The 15,102-nt window shown below is 66.4% G+C and carries 15 protein-coding genes; 8 read left to right on the forward strand and 7 right to left on the reverse strand.

All coding sequences use genetic code 11. The annotated features are described in order from the left end of the window. The first annotated feature begins 112 nt into the window (after positions 1–112). The 3 genes from XcodCFBP4690_RS05885 to XcodCFBP4690_RS05895 all read left to right on the forward strand — a co-directional run bounded on the left by XcodCFBP4690_RS05885 (position 113) and on the right by XcodCFBP4690_RS05895 (position 3,086). Complete coding sequence (locus XcodCFBP4690_RS05885) at positions 113–721, forward strand: nucleotidyltransferase family protein (RefSeq protein WP_104540074.1); 609 nt, start codon at positions 113–115, stop codon at positions 719–721. A gap of 531 nt (positions 722–1,252) precedes the next feature. Continuing rightward, on the forward strand, positions 1,253–1,468 hold the full coding sequence (locus tag XcodCFBP4690_RS05890; RefSeq protein ID WP_104540075.1) for a hypothetical protein: 216 nt from the start codon (positions 1,253–1,255) through the stop codon (positions 1,466–1,468). Positions 1,469–1,835: 367 nt separating this feature from the next. Beyond that, complete coding sequence (locus XcodCFBP4690_RS05895; protein WP_104540076.1) at positions 1,836–3,086, forward strand: DUF819 family protein; 1,251 nt, start codon at positions 1,836–1,838, stop codon at positions 3,084–3,086. 168 nt (positions 3,087–3,254) lie between these two features. Here XcodCFBP4690_RS05895 and XcodCFBP4690_RS05900 read toward each other — a convergent pair whose 3' ends face one another. Together XcodCFBP4690_RS05900 and XcodCFBP4690_RS05905 are read right to left on the reverse strand one after the other, a co-directional pair. After that, the gene (locus XcodCFBP4690_RS05900) at positions 3,255–4,454 is read right to left on the reverse strand and encodes a Tle-like phospholipase domain-containing protein (RefSeq protein ID WP_104540077.1); all 1,200 of its coding nucleotides are present in this window, start codon (positions 4,452–4,454) and stop codon (positions 3,255–3,257) included. Between the two features lie 36 nt (positions 4,455–4,490). Continuing rightward, on the reverse strand, positions 4,491–5,300 hold the full coding sequence (locus tag XcodCFBP4690_RS05905) for an ankyrin repeat domain-containing protein (protein WP_208622701.1): 810 nt from the start codon (positions 5,298–5,300) through the stop codon (positions 4,491–4,493). 195 nt (positions 5,301–5,495) lie between these two features. Between XcodCFBP4690_RS05905 and XcodCFBP4690_RS05910 the strand changes: the two genes are divergently transcribed. After that, a complete protein-coding gene (locus XcodCFBP4690_RS05910; RefSeq protein ID WP_167394492.1) occupies positions 5,496–6,200 on the forward strand; it encodes an HAD family hydrolase in 705 nt (234 codons plus the stop codon). A gap of 805 nt (positions 6,201–7,005) precedes the next feature. Here the strand turns inward: XcodCFBP4690_RS05910 and XcodCFBP4690_RS05925 are convergent. Both XcodCFBP4690_RS05925 and XcodCFBP4690_RS05930 read right to left on the reverse strand, forming a co-directional pair. Next, positions 7,006–7,230 (reverse strand): YbdD/YjiX family protein, encoded by a 225-nt coding sequence (locus tag XcodCFBP4690_RS05925; RefSeq protein ID WP_005926176.1) that lies wholly within the window; start codon positions 7,228–7,230, stop codon positions 7,006–7,008. Beyond that, positions 7,230–9,302: a carbon starvation CstA family protein gene (locus XcodCFBP4690_RS05930; RefSeq protein WP_104540080.1), complete on the reverse strand. Its 2,073-nt coding sequence runs from the start codon at positions 9,300–9,302 to the stop codon at positions 7,230–7,232. Before XcodCFBP4690_RS05930 ends, XcodCFBP4690_RS05925 begins: the two co-directional genes overlap by 1 nt. Before the next feature lie 232 nt (positions 9,303–9,534). Between XcodCFBP4690_RS05930 and XcodCFBP4690_RS05935 the strand changes: the two genes are divergently transcribed. Both XcodCFBP4690_RS05935 and XcodCFBP4690_RS05940 read left to right on the forward strand, forming a co-directional pair. After that, complete coding sequence (locus XcodCFBP4690_RS05935) at positions 9,535–10,389, forward strand: pirin family protein (RefSeq protein WP_104540081.1); 855 nt, start codon at positions 9,535–9,537, stop codon at positions 10,387–10,389. Between the two features lie 156 nt (positions 10,390–10,545). Next, positions 10,546–10,977 carry an OsmC family protein gene (locus XcodCFBP4690_RS05940; protein ID WP_104540082.1) on the forward strand — a complete coding sequence of 144 codons (432 nt, stop codon included), beginning with the start codon at positions 10,546–10,548 and terminating at the stop codon, positions 10,975–10,977. A gap of 142 nt (positions 10,978–11,119) precedes the next feature. Here XcodCFBP4690_RS05940 and XcodCFBP4690_RS05945 read toward each other — a convergent pair whose 3' ends face one another. The 3 genes from XcodCFBP4690_RS05945 to nfi form a co-directional block, all read right to left on the reverse strand. Next, the gene (locus XcodCFBP4690_RS05945) at positions 11,120–11,581 is read right to left on the reverse strand and encodes a hypothetical protein (protein WP_104540083.1); all 462 of its coding nucleotides are present in this window, start codon (positions 11,579–11,581) and stop codon (positions 11,120–11,122) included. Positions 11,582–11,830: 249 nt separating this feature from the next. Further along, the gene (locus XcodCFBP4690_RS05950; RefSeq protein ID WP_104540084.1) at positions 11,831–12,721 is read right to left on the reverse strand and encodes a pirin family protein; all 891 of its coding nucleotides are present in this window, start codon (positions 12,719–12,721) and stop codon (positions 11,831–11,833) included. A 142-nt stretch (positions 12,722–12,863) separates the two neighbouring features. Beyond that, entirely contained in the window at positions 12,864–13,571 is a 708-nt protein-coding gene (gene nfi / locus XcodCFBP4690_RS05955; protein ID WP_104540085.1) for a deoxyribonuclease V, read from the reverse strand. A gap of 103 nt (positions 13,572–13,674) precedes the next feature. Between nfi and gpmA the strand changes: the two genes are divergently transcribed. Both gpmA and XcodCFBP4690_RS05965 read left to right on the forward strand, forming a co-directional pair. Next, positions 13,675–14,424 (forward strand): 2,3-diphosphoglycerate-dependent phosphoglycerate mutase, encoded by a 750-nt coding sequence (gpmA, locus tag XcodCFBP4690_RS05960; protein WP_104540086.1) that lies wholly within the window; start codon positions 13,675–13,677, stop codon positions 14,422–14,424. A 141-nt stretch (positions 14,425–14,565) separates the two neighbouring features. Continuing rightward, complete coding sequence (locus XcodCFBP4690_RS05965; protein WP_104540087.1) at positions 14,566–14,880, forward strand: hypothetical protein; 315 nt, start codon at positions 14,566–14,568, stop codon at positions 14,878–14,880. The last annotated feature ends 222 nt before the right edge of the window (positions 14,881–15,102 follow it).

Here is a 15,102-nt window from a genome sequence, read left to right on the forward strand (position 1 = left end):
CATCAGCCTGCCACACGCGCCGCTCGCGCGACCGCTCATGCTCTATGGCAGCCTCGGCCTTGTCACGACGCCGCAGGCAAGCGCACAGGTCCATGCAACGCGACCCTTGCGCATGAATAACGATCACGCGGCGTTGGTACTGGCGGCCGGTGCCGGACGGCGGCTGGGACGTTCCAAGCAATTGCTGATGCGCGATGGCGAAACCTTGCTGCGGCGTGCGGCGCGTATCGCATTGCAGACCGCGCCACGCCGTTGCGTGGTGGTACTGGGGGCGGACGCAGACAGGCTTGCCGAGGTGCTGCATGGCCTCGACGTGGAAGTGTTGACGCACGCGGACTGGTCCGACGGTATGGGGTCCAGTCTTGCGGCATTGCGCCGGCATATCCAGGGTGACGCCAGCGTGCGCCGCAGCCTGATCCTGGGCTGCGACCAACCGGCGCTGGACGCGCCGCACCTGCGCGCCCTGCTGGAGGAAGCCGATCGGGCCAGCTCCGGATGCGCCACCAGCGGCTATGCGGGCGTTCGCGGCATCCCGGCTGTGGTCACGCATGCCGCCTGGGCAGAGGTGGCGCTGACCGCAGACAGCGGCTTGCGCGGCCTGTTCTCAGGCCTGGATGTGGAAACCCTGGGCTGCATCAGCGCGCCGGCGCTGGCGCTGGATGTGGACACCCCCAGCGACCTGGAAGCGGCACGGCAGCGCGGCTGGGTGGATCGGGAGTGAGACGCAACGTCGGGTAGCGATCGGCGATACCCGGCAGCTTACGTCTCGGTACGGCGAGGCCCGATCAGGACCACAACACCAGGGCTTCCCTGATCACCAGGACATAGCCCACGACCATCGCGGTCTTGACCGGAAACTGGAACCTTCTGAGCAGATGCACGCGAAAACCCTCCCCCGAGGCAATGTCTATGAGCGCCGGTTTCCCCTGGCGCGCCGTCCACGCTCTGAATGACGGCCGCCTGTGACGATGTCTTCACTCCGTTTGTCGGAATGTAGCTCTGGATGTGACCTGTGTCACGTAAGAATTTTCCTACTTCGCCGCCAGTGTCCGCCCGACGGTGCCGCCATTAAGAATTATGCATGCTGGCTATGCCAAACGCGGAGCCTTCGGCCACTCTCCCGCGGCCCCTTGAGTAAGGGCACGTTGGCTTGACGACAACGCTGGTTTCCCCCGGATCCCCGGTGCGATGCGCTTCTCCCGCGCGGCGTCGCACCATCGTTCGAGCGCGGCACCTACTGGCTGGAGGCCATATGGACGAATCTCGCTACGTCGTACGCATCCATCCCGAGCAGGACGGCTGGTGGGTCACCCGCCCGCAATGGTCGCCGCTGCGCTACCTGCGTGAGCAGGGTGCCCTGGAAAATGCCGAGCTGATGGCCAAGCTGCATTGCCTGACCACCGGGCAGCCCAGCGGCGTGGTGCTGGATACGGCCGACGGCGAGCGGGTGGTGCGTCGCTACGGCTGAGCGCCGGTACTGCTGGCCCGCGTCGCTTGCGATGGCGGGCCAGCAGGGGTCTGGCCGTGGTCGGAAAGACGGTTTGTCCACTGTTGCCGCGGGTCTGCAACTGCTGGTCGGCTGGCGTGCAGCCGCCGGCCGCGAGCCACTGAGCGCTCGACAGCGCCATCTTTCGAACAGATACACCGCACTTTTCAGCGTGCTGGCGGCGCCCTGCCCAAGGTCCGGTAGCCGTTCGCGGACCCGGTGGCGCCTGTCACACGGGGCAGGGTGTGTCCAAGGGTTTGCGTGATCGTCAGGGTCGGTTAGATTCGCTGGCATCGGCCACCCTGGTCCGATCCGCATCGGCGGCCCTCCTGCCGGATCACCGCCTTTCGTGACTGCACCTGCGACCGCCCTGATCCAGAACGACATCGTGGTCTTCGGCCTGATCGCCGCCACCCTGGGCGCCGTATTCTGGAGCGCGTCGCGCGAGCACGGGCTCTGGCGTCGGTTCTACGCCGTGGTGCCGGCCTTGCTGCTGTGCTACCTGCTGCCCGGCATCTACAACACCGTCGGGCTGATCGACGGTGCCACTACCCGGCTGTACAACCCCATCGCCCGCGACGTGCTGCTGCCGGCCGCGCTGATCCTGCTGACCCTGAGCATCGATCTACGCGCGATCCTGGGCCTGGGCCCCAAGCTGGTGGCCATGTACCTGGGCGCGTCGCTGAGCATCATGCTGGGCGCCGTGGTGGCGTTCTGGGTGATGCGCTGGCTGCACCCGGCCACCGTGGCGGGCGATACCTGGGCAGGCATGGCGGCGCTGGCGGGGAGCTGGATCGGCGGCGGCGCCAACATGCTGGCGATGCGCGAGGTCTTCAACGTGGACGCCACCACCTTCGGGCAGTTCGCAGTGGTCGATGTCGGCGTGGGCTATGTCTGGATGGCGGTGCTGATCTTCATGGCCGGCCGCGCCCGCGCGATCGATACGCGCAGCGGCGCCGACACGCGCGCGCTGGATGCGCTGCAGGAGCGCATGGCGCGCTTCCAGGCCGAGCAGGCGCGGATTCCCAGCCTGACCGACCTGATGGTGATCGTGGCAGTGGCCTTTGGCGGCGTCGGCCTGGCGCATGCGCTGGCCAACCCGTTGGCCGCGTGGTGCAAGGCGCACCTGAGCTGGGCCAGCCAGTTCAGCCTGGACGCGCCGTTCGTCTGGGTGGTGGTGCTGGCGACCAGCCTGGGGCTGCTGCTGAGCTTCACCCGCGCACGCAACCTCGAAGGCGCCGGTGCCTCCAGGATCGGCTCGCTGCTGCTGTATTTCCTGATCGCCTGCATCGGCATGCAGATGGATCTGCTGGCGTTGCTGGACCGTCCCTGGCTGTTCCTGCTCGGCCTGATCTGGATCGCGGTGCATATCGCCCTGCTGTGGGGGCTGGGCCGCTGGCTGCGGGTACCGTTGTTCTACTTCGCGATCGGCTCCCAATCCAATATCGGCGGCCCGGCTTCGGCGCCCGTGGTTGCCGCTGCCTTCCACCCGGCGCTGGCGCCGGTGGGCGTGTTGCTGGGCACGATGGGCTATGCCACCGGCACCTACCTGGCCTATCTGGTCGGGATCACCTTGCGCGCGATGGCAGGTGCCGGGTAGCGATGCGGCAAAGCCGCCGCATGCCGTGGAGCTGTTCGACCGAACAGCTCCACGTTTCCGAGCGACAAGACACGCGCGGGCACCACGCTCGATTGCGATGCGAAGAATCCCCCGCGCCGGCAGTCGCCATGCTGCGAAGCCTCCTGCCTGCGCGCTTCGGCTGCCCGACTACTGCTGGAGCATGCGGCGCTGCTCTTCCTGCTGCTGCACAGGCGGCTGCTGGGCCTGCTGCTGATTGTGCTGCTGCAGCTGGCTGACATTGCCTTGCGCCGGCTCGTTGGCGGCGGAAGCCGTCTGCACATGGCTGCGCAGATGGGTGGGGTCGTCCATGCGTCCCTGCACCGCGATCAGGCTGTCGCCGGTGCGGTTGGGTACCAGATGATCGATCCGCTGCAGGCCGTCATTGCCCGCGCGTGCCGCCACGCTGGCTGCCGTGTTGATGAACGCGGTGTCGTCGCGCAGTCCGAGCCGCTCACGCTGGCCATCCAGCTGCACCACCGCATCGTTGAACAGCTGGCTGCCGGGCTTCAGGGCGGTGCCACGGGCCTGCTCCGACGCCTGCATGTCCTGCGCCTTGATGACCGAATCCATGCCATGCAGATCCAGGCGATGCTTGAGCATCATGCCGGGCACCAGGCGTTGGCCGAACGATAACGGGTCCGGCTCCGGCAACTCGATCTGATGGCCCGCCGCGTTGGGCATGGTCCACTTCAGCGGAATGCTGTCTTCCTGCAGATGGGTCAGGATTTCGTTCTTGACGTGATATCCGCGGATCAACTCGCTGCTGGCGTAGTCCTTGGCTGCCGATGCATCCAGACCCTGGCGTTCGAGCGTGCGGTCGTTGACGCCGGCCGCGTTGTAGGTCACGGCCGGGATGTCATTGACCATGGCCGAGGCTGCGGCCAGACCACCGCCCAACGAATGGCCGGAAATGACCACCTGATCGCCGAATGCCTGCCTGGCCTGGCTGCCGAGCTGGATTGCCGACGCGTATTGCGCGTCGTCGAACCCCAGGCCCTGGCCGATGTTGTGTTTCCAGTCCTTGCCTTCGTCGGTGCCGCAGAAGCCAAGTACCACCTGGCCCTGATCGTTGCGGTAGAACGCGGCATCGAAGCCGCTCTTGGCATCGTGCAGCAATGCCGGATCGATGCCGGCCTGCTGCAGCGCGCTGTCGTCCATGCGCGACCAGCCGTTGCCTAAGGGGGCGAAGGTTTCGGCGCCGCCCTCGCGGCGCTGGTTTGCGGTGGCGTAGAGGTCTTGCAGCAGTTCGGGAAACTGCCGGTCCTGCGGTTGGGGATGTTGCCCCCGCATCGATTCTGCGAATGGCGTGGATACGGGATTGGAAGACGATGTGTCTGGCGGGCTCATGCGCGGCTCCTTGCGTTCGTCGTACGGAAAGCGCGCTTAGCGGCTGCTTTCCACGGGAATGTCGTGTGCGCTCAACCATGCGCGCACGTCCGATCTGACCTGTTGGCCAGCTGCATTGAGCAGGCGATCCGGCGTGGTGAAGAAATACGCCTGGAAGGTCTTGTGTTGCGCATTGCGCACGCTGGGGTCCACACCGGCTTCGAGCAGTTGCAGTACCACGGGGCTGGCAGCGCCGCTCTGGGCCGCCACATGCAAGAGGCTGTTGCCGGTATGGTCGAGGCGCTGCACATCGGCGCCGGCATCGAGCAGCAGGCCGATCTGTGCATCGCGCTTGCTTTGCACCGCGCGGAATATCGGTGTCCAGCCGGCGCGCGCGCTGACCACGTCGATCGGCGCCTTGTGCTGCAACAGGATCTTAAGATAGTGCGGGTCCTGCGCCATTGCGGCCATGTGCACGACCGTTTCCTGGTCCATGCCAGGCAGCGACGGGTCTGCGCCCGCATCGAGCAGCGCATCCAGTGCATGGGGTTGTTCGTTCCAGATCGCCCATTCCAGCAGGGTCACGTTCTGATCGCCGCGTGCGGCGAGATCGACGGTGGGGGCGAGGGTCTTGATCCGTGCGACATCGCCACGTGCGATGGCACCGGCAATATCGGTCAGGCCCGGGTCGCGAAAGGCGACGGTATGGTCCTTGAGCGTAGCTGACATGATGGTTTGCTCCTTGGCACCGGGTGAAGCGGTGCATGAGACCGCGAAAAACGAGGTCGCAAGAACGAGCAGGGTAGGGAATCGCGTCTGCATCGAAATCTCCTTGTCCTGATCGCATTCCTGGTGATGCCGCGGCACGTCCCGCCGCGGCGCGGCCGATCCTACCAGTTGCAAGAATCGGGCGCGGTAAAATTTCGTAACCTGCGCCTGCAGCGTCGGTGCACGGCCCGGCTTGCTTGCCGGGCTGTGCAGCCACCCCGGGGGCGCCCGATATCTCTCACAGCATCACGCATGCGCCGCGGCACAGCCAACGGTCACAGGGCGGCCGGCATAATGGCGCTTTGCCAGCAGATGGGTGCGATGGGTTACGAGCTACTGATCAGCGACTGCGATGGTGTTCTTGTCGACAGCGAGATACTGGCCGACCGGGTGATGCGCGAGGAGCTGGCGGCCTTCGTGCCGGCCGAAGCATTGGAGCATCTGCTCGGCACGACGTTCGGGCAGACCACGCGTGAGGTGTTGCTGCGCGTGCAGGAACACTTTGCGGTACAGCTGCCGGAGACCTTGTTGGCACAGATCCAGGCGCGCAGCGAAGCCTTGATCAAGGCCGAGGTGCAGCCGATTGCCGGCGTGCGCGACGCACTGGAGCAGATTCCGTTGCCGCTGGCGGTGGCCTCCAACAGCCGCCGCCATAACGTGATCGCCTCGGTCGAACGGGTAGGGCTCACCGCGCGCGCGGCGGGGAACATCTTCAGTGCCGACATGGTGGAGCGGCCCAAGCCGGCCCCGGACGTCTATCTGTTGGCCGCACGCACCCTGGGCGTTGCGCCGGAGCGTTGCCTGGTGATCGAAGACAGCCCCACCGGTGCCACTGCCGCATTGGCGGCCGGCATGCAGGTGCTGGGGTTTACCGGCGCCAGTCATATTCCGCAGGGCCATGCCGACACCTTGCGTCGCATCGGTGTGCTGGCGGTGTTCGACGATATGCGCGCGCTGCCTGCGTTGTTCGGGCAGCTGGCGCAAAAACGCGCTGGCTGAAAGCTGCCGGCAGAAGGTCTTGGGCGCGGTGTCGATGGTGGCGGAATCGCGCCTCCTCGTTGTGCAACTGACTGGGCCAGACCGTCCAATCGACCTGCAATGACAGGGCTGTCGGGTCGTAGCGTGGCTTGGAGACCGTCAAAGGCTTGGTCCGTCGAGCGCGCGGTGCCCTCACCGCTTGCGGGACACGCCGCAAGTACGTCCCTGTAGGCTCGGTGGCGGCATCCATGCCGCCAACGGTCCCGCAAGCGGCGAGGACACCGCACCAGAACGTTGGTCGGTTGCTTTCCTGAGAGCGTGTTGCTTGGCTTGGGTGACAGACGAGACGTTTGTGGGTTGCGTGCTGAAAGCCCGTCTACCCTCGGCTTGCGATGGAGTGGTGCGACGCTGGTCGACGCATTGTGATGCGACAGACGCACCTCATGCACCGCTTGCAACCATGCACACCTGCCATCTCGATAGGTCCTTGCCCGCTCACCGTCGCGGGACCTTACGCGGCATGGATGCCGCGTAAGAGCCTACAGGGACGTACTTGCGGCGTGTCCCGTGATGGTGGGCGGGCAAGGGCCCTGCAGCGAAGTCGCAGACACACTGCTCTGCCGCGGATCTATCCGCAAAGCCGCAGATCAGCCGCTCTGCCTTGCGTCGTGTCCGGCGATGGTGGGCAGGCAAGAACCCTGCAACCAGGTCGCAGATCTGCCGCTTCAAAACTCAAGCCATCAACGCAACAGGGCGCGATTGGCATCGCGCCCTGTTGCGTTTTCGACTGCTTGATCAAGCGATCGACCAGTGAATCGATCGCCAATCAACAACAGCGGAACCCGCTCTTGCCACCGTAGCGCGCATCCTGGCGCTCGCGGAAAAACGCCGGGTAATCCATCACCGGCTTGTCGGGATGTTTTTCCAGCATGTGGCGCACGTAGTTGTCGTAGTCGGGAATGCCGCAGCACAGCCGCGCGGTCTGGATCAGGCGCCGCCAGATACGGCGATGCACCTGGTACTGGCTGGCCAGGACGAGTTGGGTACCCATTACAGGTCCGCCATCTGGTGGGGCTGCAGGGCCACGTACGGGGTTTCGCGGTCGCTGCGTTGCGGGTTGCGGCGTGCCACCACGATCGTCTTGATCGAGTAGATCAGGATCGCGCCCACCACGAACAGGAACAGCACCGTCAGCCCGGTGTTGACGTAGGCATTGGTGACGATCTGCTGCATCTGCGGCACGGTCTTTGCCGGTGCGGTGATGGTGTTGCTGGCGATGGCGGCCTGGAACTTGTGCGCCTGCGCCAGGAAGCCCTGCGCCGGGTTGCTGTCGAAGATCTTGATCAGCCCGGCGTAGGTCGTGCACAGCAATAGCCACAGCGCCGGCACGATGGTGACCCAGGCGTAGCGGTCGCGCTTCATCTTGAACAGCACCACGGTGCCCAGCATCAACGCGATCCCGGCCAGCATCTGGTTGGAGATGCCGAACAACGGCCACAGGGTCTGGATACCGCCGAACGGGTCGATCACGCCGGTGTAGAGCAGGTAGCCCCACAGCGCCACGCAGCCGGCGGTGGCGATGATGTTGGCGGCCCAGGATTCGGTCTTCTTCAGCGCCGGGATGAAGTTGCCCAGCAGGTCCTGCAGCATGAAGCGGCCTGCACGCGTACCGGCATCCACCGCGGTGAGGATGAACAAGGCTTCGAACAGGATGGCGAAGTGGTACCAGAACGCCATGGTGTCTTCGCCCGGCAGCAGCTGGTGCAGGATCTGCGCGATTCCCACCGCCAGCGTGGGCGCACCGCCGGCGCGCGCCAGGATGCTGTGCTCGCCGATATCGCGTGCGGTGGTCTCGAGCACCTGCGGGGTGATCGAGAAACCCCATTCGCTGATCTTGGCGGCCACCGCCACCGTATCGGTGCCGACCAGCGAGGCCGGGCTGTTCATGGCGAAGTAGATGCCCGGCTCGATGATCGAGGCGGCCACCAGCGCCATAATCGCCACGAACGATTCCATCAGCATGCCGCCGTAGCCGATGTAGCGCATATGGCTTTCGTTGGCGAGCAGCTTGGGCGTGGTGCCGGAGGAGATCAGTGCGTGGAAGCCAGAGACCGCGCCGCAGGCAATCGTGATGAACAGGAAGGGGAAGATGCCGCCCTTCCACACCGGGCCGTCGCCAGTGGAGGCGAACTGGGTCAGCGCCGGCATTTTCAGGTCGGGCATCACGACCAGGATGCCGATCGCCAGCGCCAGGATGGTGCCGATCTTGAGGAAGGTGGACAGGTAATCGCGCGGCGCCAGCAACAGCCACACCGGCAGCACCGAGGCGACGAAGCCGTAGCCGATCAGCATCCAGGTGATCTGCTTGGCGGTGAAGGTGAAGGCCGGGCCCCAGGTGGGGTCGGCGGCGACCTTGCCGCCCAGCCAGATCGCGGCCAGCAGCAGGATCAATCCGACTACCGAGATCTCGCCGATCTTGCCGACGCGGATGTAGCGCATGTACACGCCCATCATGAGCGCAATGGGCATGGTGGCGATCACCGTGAACATGCCCCACGGGCTTTCGGCCAAGGCCTTGACCACCACCATCGCCAGCACCGCCAGGATGATGATCATGATCAGGAACGCGCCGAACAAGGCGATGGTGCCGGGCACCTGGCCCATCTCTTCGCGCACCAGATCGCCCAGCGAGCGGCCGTTGCGGCGGCTGGACAGGAACAGCACCACGAAGTCCTGCACCGCGCCGGCAAACACCACGCCCACCACCAGCCACAGCAGCCCGGGCAGGTAGCCCATCTGCGCGGCCAGCACCGGGCCGACCAGCGGTCCGGCACCGGCGATGGCGGCGAAGTGATGGCCGAACAGCACATGCTTGTTGGTGGGGACGTAGTCCAGGCCGTCGTTGTTGGCGACCGCAGGCGTGGCGCGGGTGGGGTCCAGCTGCATCACCTTGTCGGCGATGAACAGGCTGTAGAAGCGGTAGGCGATCAGGTAGATCGACACCGCGGCGACGACGATCCATAACGCATTGATGTGTTCGCCACGCCGCAGTGCCACGGTGCCCAGGCAGAACGCGGCCAGCAGCGCCAGCGCGCCCCAGGCCAGCTTCGAGAACCCTTTCATGCATGCCCCTCGGAAACGATTCGCCCAAGGGTCCCCCCACGCTCGCCTGCGGTCAATGGCAGCCTCGAACGGCAGGGTAAAACTTTGGTCGTAGGGTGTTTGGGTGCAAGGTGCGCTAGCGCCATTGCGGCCAGGCCGGCGTTTGGAACGATCGGTTGCAACCGTCGCGATTGGGCGCTGCGCCATGCGCACCCATGATGTCGACCTCCACACACTGCACAGGGACACTGCAATGAGCACCCTCACCACACCGGCGCATGTGCTGCGCACCATCCGCGGCATGCCCACCTCCGACGGCGCCGGCGTCAAGCTGACCCGCGTGATCGGCACCCAGCAATTGCCCGAGCTCGATCCGTTCCTGATGCTGGACGAGTTCGGCACCGAACAGGCCGAGGACTATCTGGCCGGCTTTCCGAGCCATCCGCATCGCGGCTTCGAGACGGTGACCTACATGCTCGACGGGCGCATGCGGCACAAGGACAACCACGGCAACGAGGGCCTGCTGACGCCGGGCAGCGTGCAGTGGATGACCGCCGGGCGCGGCCTGATCCATTCGGAAATGCCCGAGCAGGAATCCGGGCGGATGCGCGGTTTCCAGCTGTGGGTGAACCTGCCGGCACGCGAGAAGATGACCGACCCCAAGTACCAGGAATACGCACCCGACCGCATCCCGGTGGCGCATCCGGCACCCGGCGTGACGGTCAAGGTCATTGCCGGCGCGGTGGATGAGGTGGTCGGGCCGATCGTGCAACCGGCGACCAGCCCGGTGTATCTGGACATCGCCCTGGATGCCGGCGCAGGGTGGGATTACCTGCTGCCCGAGGGCCACAACGCCTTTGCGTATGCCTTCGAGGGCGCGGTGGTAGTGGGCGAGGGCGATGCCGCGCGCAGCCTGCCGGCGCAGGAGCTGGCAGTGCTGGGCGGTGGCGAGCGCCTGGTGCTGCACGCCGGCGCCGAGGGCGCGCGCCTGATCCTGGTGGCCGGACGCCCACTCAACGAGCCGGTGATGCGGCACGGCCCGTTCGTGATGAACACCAAGCAGGAGCTGATGCAGGCCTTCGTCGATTTCCAGGAAGGGCGCTTTTGAGGCGTTTGAGTGGCGAAGCTGCATCGTCGCGCGTGCACCGGCAGGCGCGTCCTGCAGCACGCGCGCTACAGATCGCGCACAGCCGCTGCGGGATGCAGTTCGAGGGCAACCCAAAGCGGCAGCTGTCGTCAGCCGCCCTTGGATCAGGAGAACGTCATGAGTGACCGCCCCGTCAGTGTCAGCACCGGCAGCGTGCCGTACACCGTCACCATCCACGATGGGCAGCACCGCTGGTTGGGTGATGCCCAGCCCGCCAATGGCGGCGCCGATGCCGGGCCGGATCCGGAATCGCAGGTGCTGGGCGCCCTGGGCGCCTGCACGGCGATCACGGTGTCGATGGTGGCGGCGCGCAAGCAGTGGCCGCTGACAGGCGTGCACGTGCATCTGCACTACACCCAGCGCGGTGCGGGCGGGACGGAGATCGGCCGCGAAATCGTGCTGGACGGGGCGCTGGATGACAGTCAGCGCGCACGCCTGATGGAGGTGGCCGACAAATGCCCCATCCACCGGCTGCTGACCGGCGAGGTGCGCATTGCGACCCGGCCACAGATCCAGGCTGCGGCCGATTCCGCTGCTGTCACGCCGTAGGATTGCCGGCCCGGCCTCGCCTGGGGCATGCAGGTGCGAAGCGCCTGGTCTTGCATCCGGCCAGGGCGCAGCCGCGCTGGTTCACTCGGTTGCACCCGCACGGCACTGCCTCGAAGCGAGGCAGGGCCGCGAACTCAAGGTATCAGCGCTGCAAGGCCAGGCTGGCCGGCTGCAGGTTCATCGTCTGCACCAGCGATTGCATCGAGGTCAGTTCCTCGCTGTTGGCGCCGTCGATCCACAGCTGCGCATAGCGCTTCTTGCCTAGCTCCACCACGGTGACGCGGCGCGATTCCATGCCCGGGATCTCGCGGCCGCCCAGGTCGAGCTTGTACCAGTAGAAGTCCTCCTGCTGGATCTGGCCTTTTTCGGCGCGGCGATCGCGCGCCAGCACCATGGCGGGGTCGCGGGTGGTCAGCATCACGCCGACCACCTGGCGGCCCTCGGCGTTGACCGCCTTGCAGACCAGATAATCGGCACCGGCCAGTTCGTTCCACTGCAGTCCCGAGGCCGGTGGCAGCGGCGGGCAGACCGGCGCGGTCTGGGCGTGGGAGGTGGCGGTGGCCAGCAGCAGACTCAGGCCGACAACGCAGAATGCAGACTTCATCGAAGGTTCCCCGGCATTGGATGACGATGCGGGACGACGCCAACTCCGTGCCGCTGCAGCGCCTCAAGCTCCCCGCTTCAAGGCTGCCGTCCACGACGCGCGCTCCGCTCACGCCTGCATCACTACCACAGCTGCGCGAGCAAGCTCAAGCCCTGTCGCACTTGCACGCGGCACGCCTTGTGCAGTGCGGCACTTCCGTAACGAGACCTGGTGACCGATCGCGCGGGACGCCGCATTTCGCGCATGGTTTCAGGGGTAATCAACCGGCTTCGGGGCAGGCGTTTCCGGCAGTGGAATGAACTCCTGATCGTCGCCGGGAATGCGGCCGAAGCGCCCGGCCTGCCAATCGTCCTTGGCCTGCTCGATACGTTCCTTGGAGCTGGAGACGAAGTTCCACCACAGGTGACGCGGGCCATCCAGCGGCTCGCCGCCGAGCAGCAGTGCCTTCAGCGGGGTCTTGGCGCGCAGCCGGCCGCGGGCACCGGTGGCGGGCACGATCAGGTGGCGGGCGGGCACGTCGGCGCCATCCAGTTGCGCCTCGCCTTCGAGGATGTACAGGGCGCGCTCGGCGTGGCCGGTGTCCAGGTCGATCTCCGCCTCCGGCGCCAGGTCCAGCGCCACGTTGAGGGTGCCGCTGAACACCTGTACCGGCGATTCCTCGCCATAGGCGCGGCCGGCGATCACGCGCAGCCACACGCCATCGCGGCGCTGCTGCGGCAGGCTGGCGGCGGGGTGATGGTGGAACGCCGGCGCGGTTTCCTCGGCCGAGCGAGGCAGCGCGATCCAGGTCTGCATGCCATGCAACGCATGTTCGCGCGCGCGCTCGGGGCCGGGCGTACGTTCGGAATGGGCGATGCCGCGCCCGGCGGTCATCCAGTTGACGTCGCCGGGGCGAATCACCTGATCCGAGCCCAGCGTGTCGCGGTGGCCGATCTCGCCCGCCCACAGGAAGGTGACCGTGGCCAGGCCGATATGCGGGTGCGGGCGCACGTCGATGCCGTGCTCCGGCTCCAGTACCGCCGGACCCATATGGTCGACAAACACGAACGGGCCCACGCTGCGCGCCTGCAGGGTAGGCACCGCGCGCCGTACTTGCAGCCCGCCGATGTCGTGCACGCGTGGGGCGATCAAGGTGGTCATGGCGCTGGCTCGTGACGGAAGGGGAGCCAAAGCTTCGCACGCGACCTGCGCGCGGCGCGCGGCGTTGGCCAAGACGGAATGTTCTGACCGCCACGGTCGCGTCCGGCCAGGTGCCATGGGCCGGCCGTGCGCAGGGCACGTGTTACAGCAGGCTCGCCTGCGCAGGCAGCGCAATCTCGCCGCGGCGCGACGCCAGGCGATCTGCAAGGCGTGTCGGTTCCGGCAGGCGATACGCACGCAGGGTGCGCAAGGTCCAGTCGAGTGCGCCTTGCATGGAGACACGGTGACCGGGCGAGACGATCAACGGATTGCAGCGCGGCTTGCTGCGCAGTGCCCAGCCGATCTGCGTGCCGCCCAGCAGGATCGGGCTGTGGTCGCCGCGGTCGGCACCCGGCTCCACGAAGGTGCCGGCCAGCCGTTGTTTGGCCACGCCGATGCTGGGCAGCCCGGTCACCACGCCGAAGTGCGCAGCGATGCCGAGCCCGCGCGGATGGGCGACGCCCTGGCCGTCGACGAACACAAGATCCGGCGTGCGCGACAACAGCGCCAGTGCCTGCAGCAAGGCCGGCAATTCGCGAAAGCTGAGCAGGCCAGGCACGTACGGCATCGAGGTCGCCACGCGTGCCACCTGCATTTCCAGCGGCAACAGGCTCTGTGCGTCCAGCAACACGGCGGCCGCGCGCGTGGTCTGGCCGTCGTCCTCGAAACCGACATCGAAGCCGGCCAGCAACTGCGGCGTTGCGGCAACGGTGTCCTGCAGCACGACCTGCCGTGCCAGTTGCCGCTGCAACTGTCGCGCCTGGGTGACACTGCCGTCCCAACCGGCGAATACGGGAGCGATGTCGGGCATGGCGGCAGCATCGCGTGCAGCGCGTGGGCAGCTCGTGCACGCCAGCGATGCGCTGGCTGCCGCTACAATCGCAGGCTGATCGGCCCCCAATCGGAGAACCGTAGTGACCCGCAAACTCGTACTGCTGCGCCATGGCCAGAGCCAATGGAATCTGGACAACCGTTTCACCGGCTGGGTGGATGTGGACCTTACCGAGCAAGGCCGCCAGGAGGCTGCTGCTGCCGGCAAGCTGATGAAGGACGAGGGCCTGCAGTTCGACGTTGCCCATACCTCGGTGCTCAAGCGCGCCATCCATACGCTGCAGGGCGCCTTGAAGGAACTCGACCAGGACTGGCTGCCGGTGTCCAAGAGCTGGCGCCTCAACGAGCGCCACTACGGTGGGCTGCAAGGCCTGGACAAGGCCGAGACCGCGGCCAAGCACGGCGAGGAGCAGGTCAAGATCTGGCGCCGCTCCTACGACATCCCGCCCCCGGCGATGGACGTCGCCGACCCGGGCCACCCGTGCCACGACCGCCGCTATGCCACGCTGGACCGCAATGCCCTGCCGGGCACCGAGTCGCTGGCGACCACGCTGGTGCGCGTGCTGCCGTACTGGCACGACGCCATCGCGCCGCAGTTGAAGGCCGGCCAGACCGTGCTGGTGACTGCGCACGGCAACTCGTTGCGCGCGCTGTACAAGTACCTCAACGACGTTTCCAACGAGCAGATCCTGGAGCTCAACATCCCCACCGGCATCCCGCTGCTGTTCGAACTGGACGACAATCTGACGGTGCAAAGCTACCGCTATCTCGGCGATCCAGAAGCGGCCAAGCGTGCGGCCGAGGCAGTTGCCAACCAGGGCAAGGCCAAGTAAGCGCCGCTGCATGGTTGAAGCGCTGCGTGCGCTGTGCGCAGCGCCTGTCTTTTGCACGCTGCAAAGCGCCGCGTGCTGTAGTGAATGGAAGCGGTGCGTGGGCGTGATGCATGCTCCGCGCTGCCATGTAGGCGAGACACGATGTCCGGCAAACGTAAAACCCAGCAGATGACCGCTGTTTACTGTCGCGCGTACCTGGTGACGCTGGGCGTGCTGGTGGCAGGCGGCGCTTCCTTCGTCGCGGTGGCCGCTGGCGACATCTCCGACGCCGGGCTGGTGCTGGCGCTGCTGATCTGGGCGGTGGGCGTGCTGCTGCTGGGGTTCGGCATCGTCGGGCCGACGCGACAGATGGAAGCGTTGGCCGATGCGACATCCGGGCATGATGCAGCCCTGGTGCTGATGGTGTTGGCGTACCCGGTGTACCTGTTGATGGCGCCGTTCTACGCGCAGCGTTGACTGCATGCGATGGCGCGCGTTGCGCCGGGATGCAGGTATTAGGTGAAACAGGCGGTCGCGGCGTCAGTGGCAGACGTGCCAGCAGCCTGTCGTTGCACTGATGTTGGCGAAGGCGTGGTAGCGGACGTCATGGCGTTGCGGTGCCGCTGCGGTGATCTTGGTGTGGCCGGTTGCAGAGTAGCCGACGAAGAAGCGAGCGCGGTCTGATGCGCTGATCTTCGC

It is taken from the genome of Xanthomonas codiaei, assembly GCF_002939785.1.
Taxonomy (GTDB): Bacteria; Pseudomonadota; Gammaproteobacteria; order Xanthomonadales; family Xanthomonadaceae; genus Xanthomonas; species Xanthomonas codiaei.

Coding starts and splice junctions, on each gene's coding strand:
- XcodCFBP4690_RS05885 (WP_104540074.1), top strand. CDS start 113: ATGAATAACGATCACGCGGCGTTGGTACTGGCGGCCGGTGCCGGACGG.
- XcodCFBP4690_RS05890 (WP_104540075.1), top strand. CDS start 1,253: ATGGACGAATCTCGCTACGTCGTACGCATCCATCCCGAGCAGGACGGC.
- XcodCFBP4690_RS05900 (WP_104540077.1), bottom strand. CDS start 4,454: ATGAGCCCGCCAGACACATCGTCTTCCAATCCCGTATCCACGCCATTC.
- XcodCFBP4690_RS05910 (WP_167394492.1), top strand. CDS start 5,496: ATGGCGCTTTGCCAGCAGATGGGTGCGATGGGTTACGAGCTACTGATC.
- XcodCFBP4690_RS05925 (WP_005926176.1), bottom strand. CDS start 7,230: ATGGGTACCCAACTCGTCCTGGCCAGCCAGTACCAGGTGCATCGCCGT.
- XcodCFBP4690_RS05930 (WP_104540080.1), bottom strand. CDS start 9,302: ATGAAAGGGTTCTCGAAGCTGGCCTGGGGCGCGCTGGCGCTGCTGGCC.
- XcodCFBP4690_RS05935 (WP_104540081.1), top strand. CDS start 9,535: ATGAGCACCCTCACCACACCGGCGCATGTGCTGCGCACCATCCGCGGC.
- XcodCFBP4690_RS05940 (WP_104540082.1), top strand. CDS start 10,546: ATGAGTGACCGCCCCGTCAGTGTCAGCACCGGCAGCGTGCCGTACACC.
- XcodCFBP4690_RS05945 (WP_104540083.1), bottom strand. CDS start 11,581: ATGAAGTCTGCATTCTGCGTTGTCGGCCTGAGTCTGCTGCTGGCCACC.
- XcodCFBP4690_RS05950 (WP_104540084.1), bottom strand. CDS start 12,721: ATGACCACCTTGATCGCCCCACGCGTGCACGACATCGGCGGGCTGCAA.
- nfi (WP_104540085.1), bottom strand. CDS start 13,571: ATGCCCGACATCGCTCCCGTATTCGCCGGTTGGGACGGCAGTGTCACC.
- XcodCFBP4690_RS05965 (WP_104540087.1), top strand. CDS start 14,566: ATGTCCGGCAAACGTAAAACCCAGCAGATGACCGCTGTTTACTGTCGC.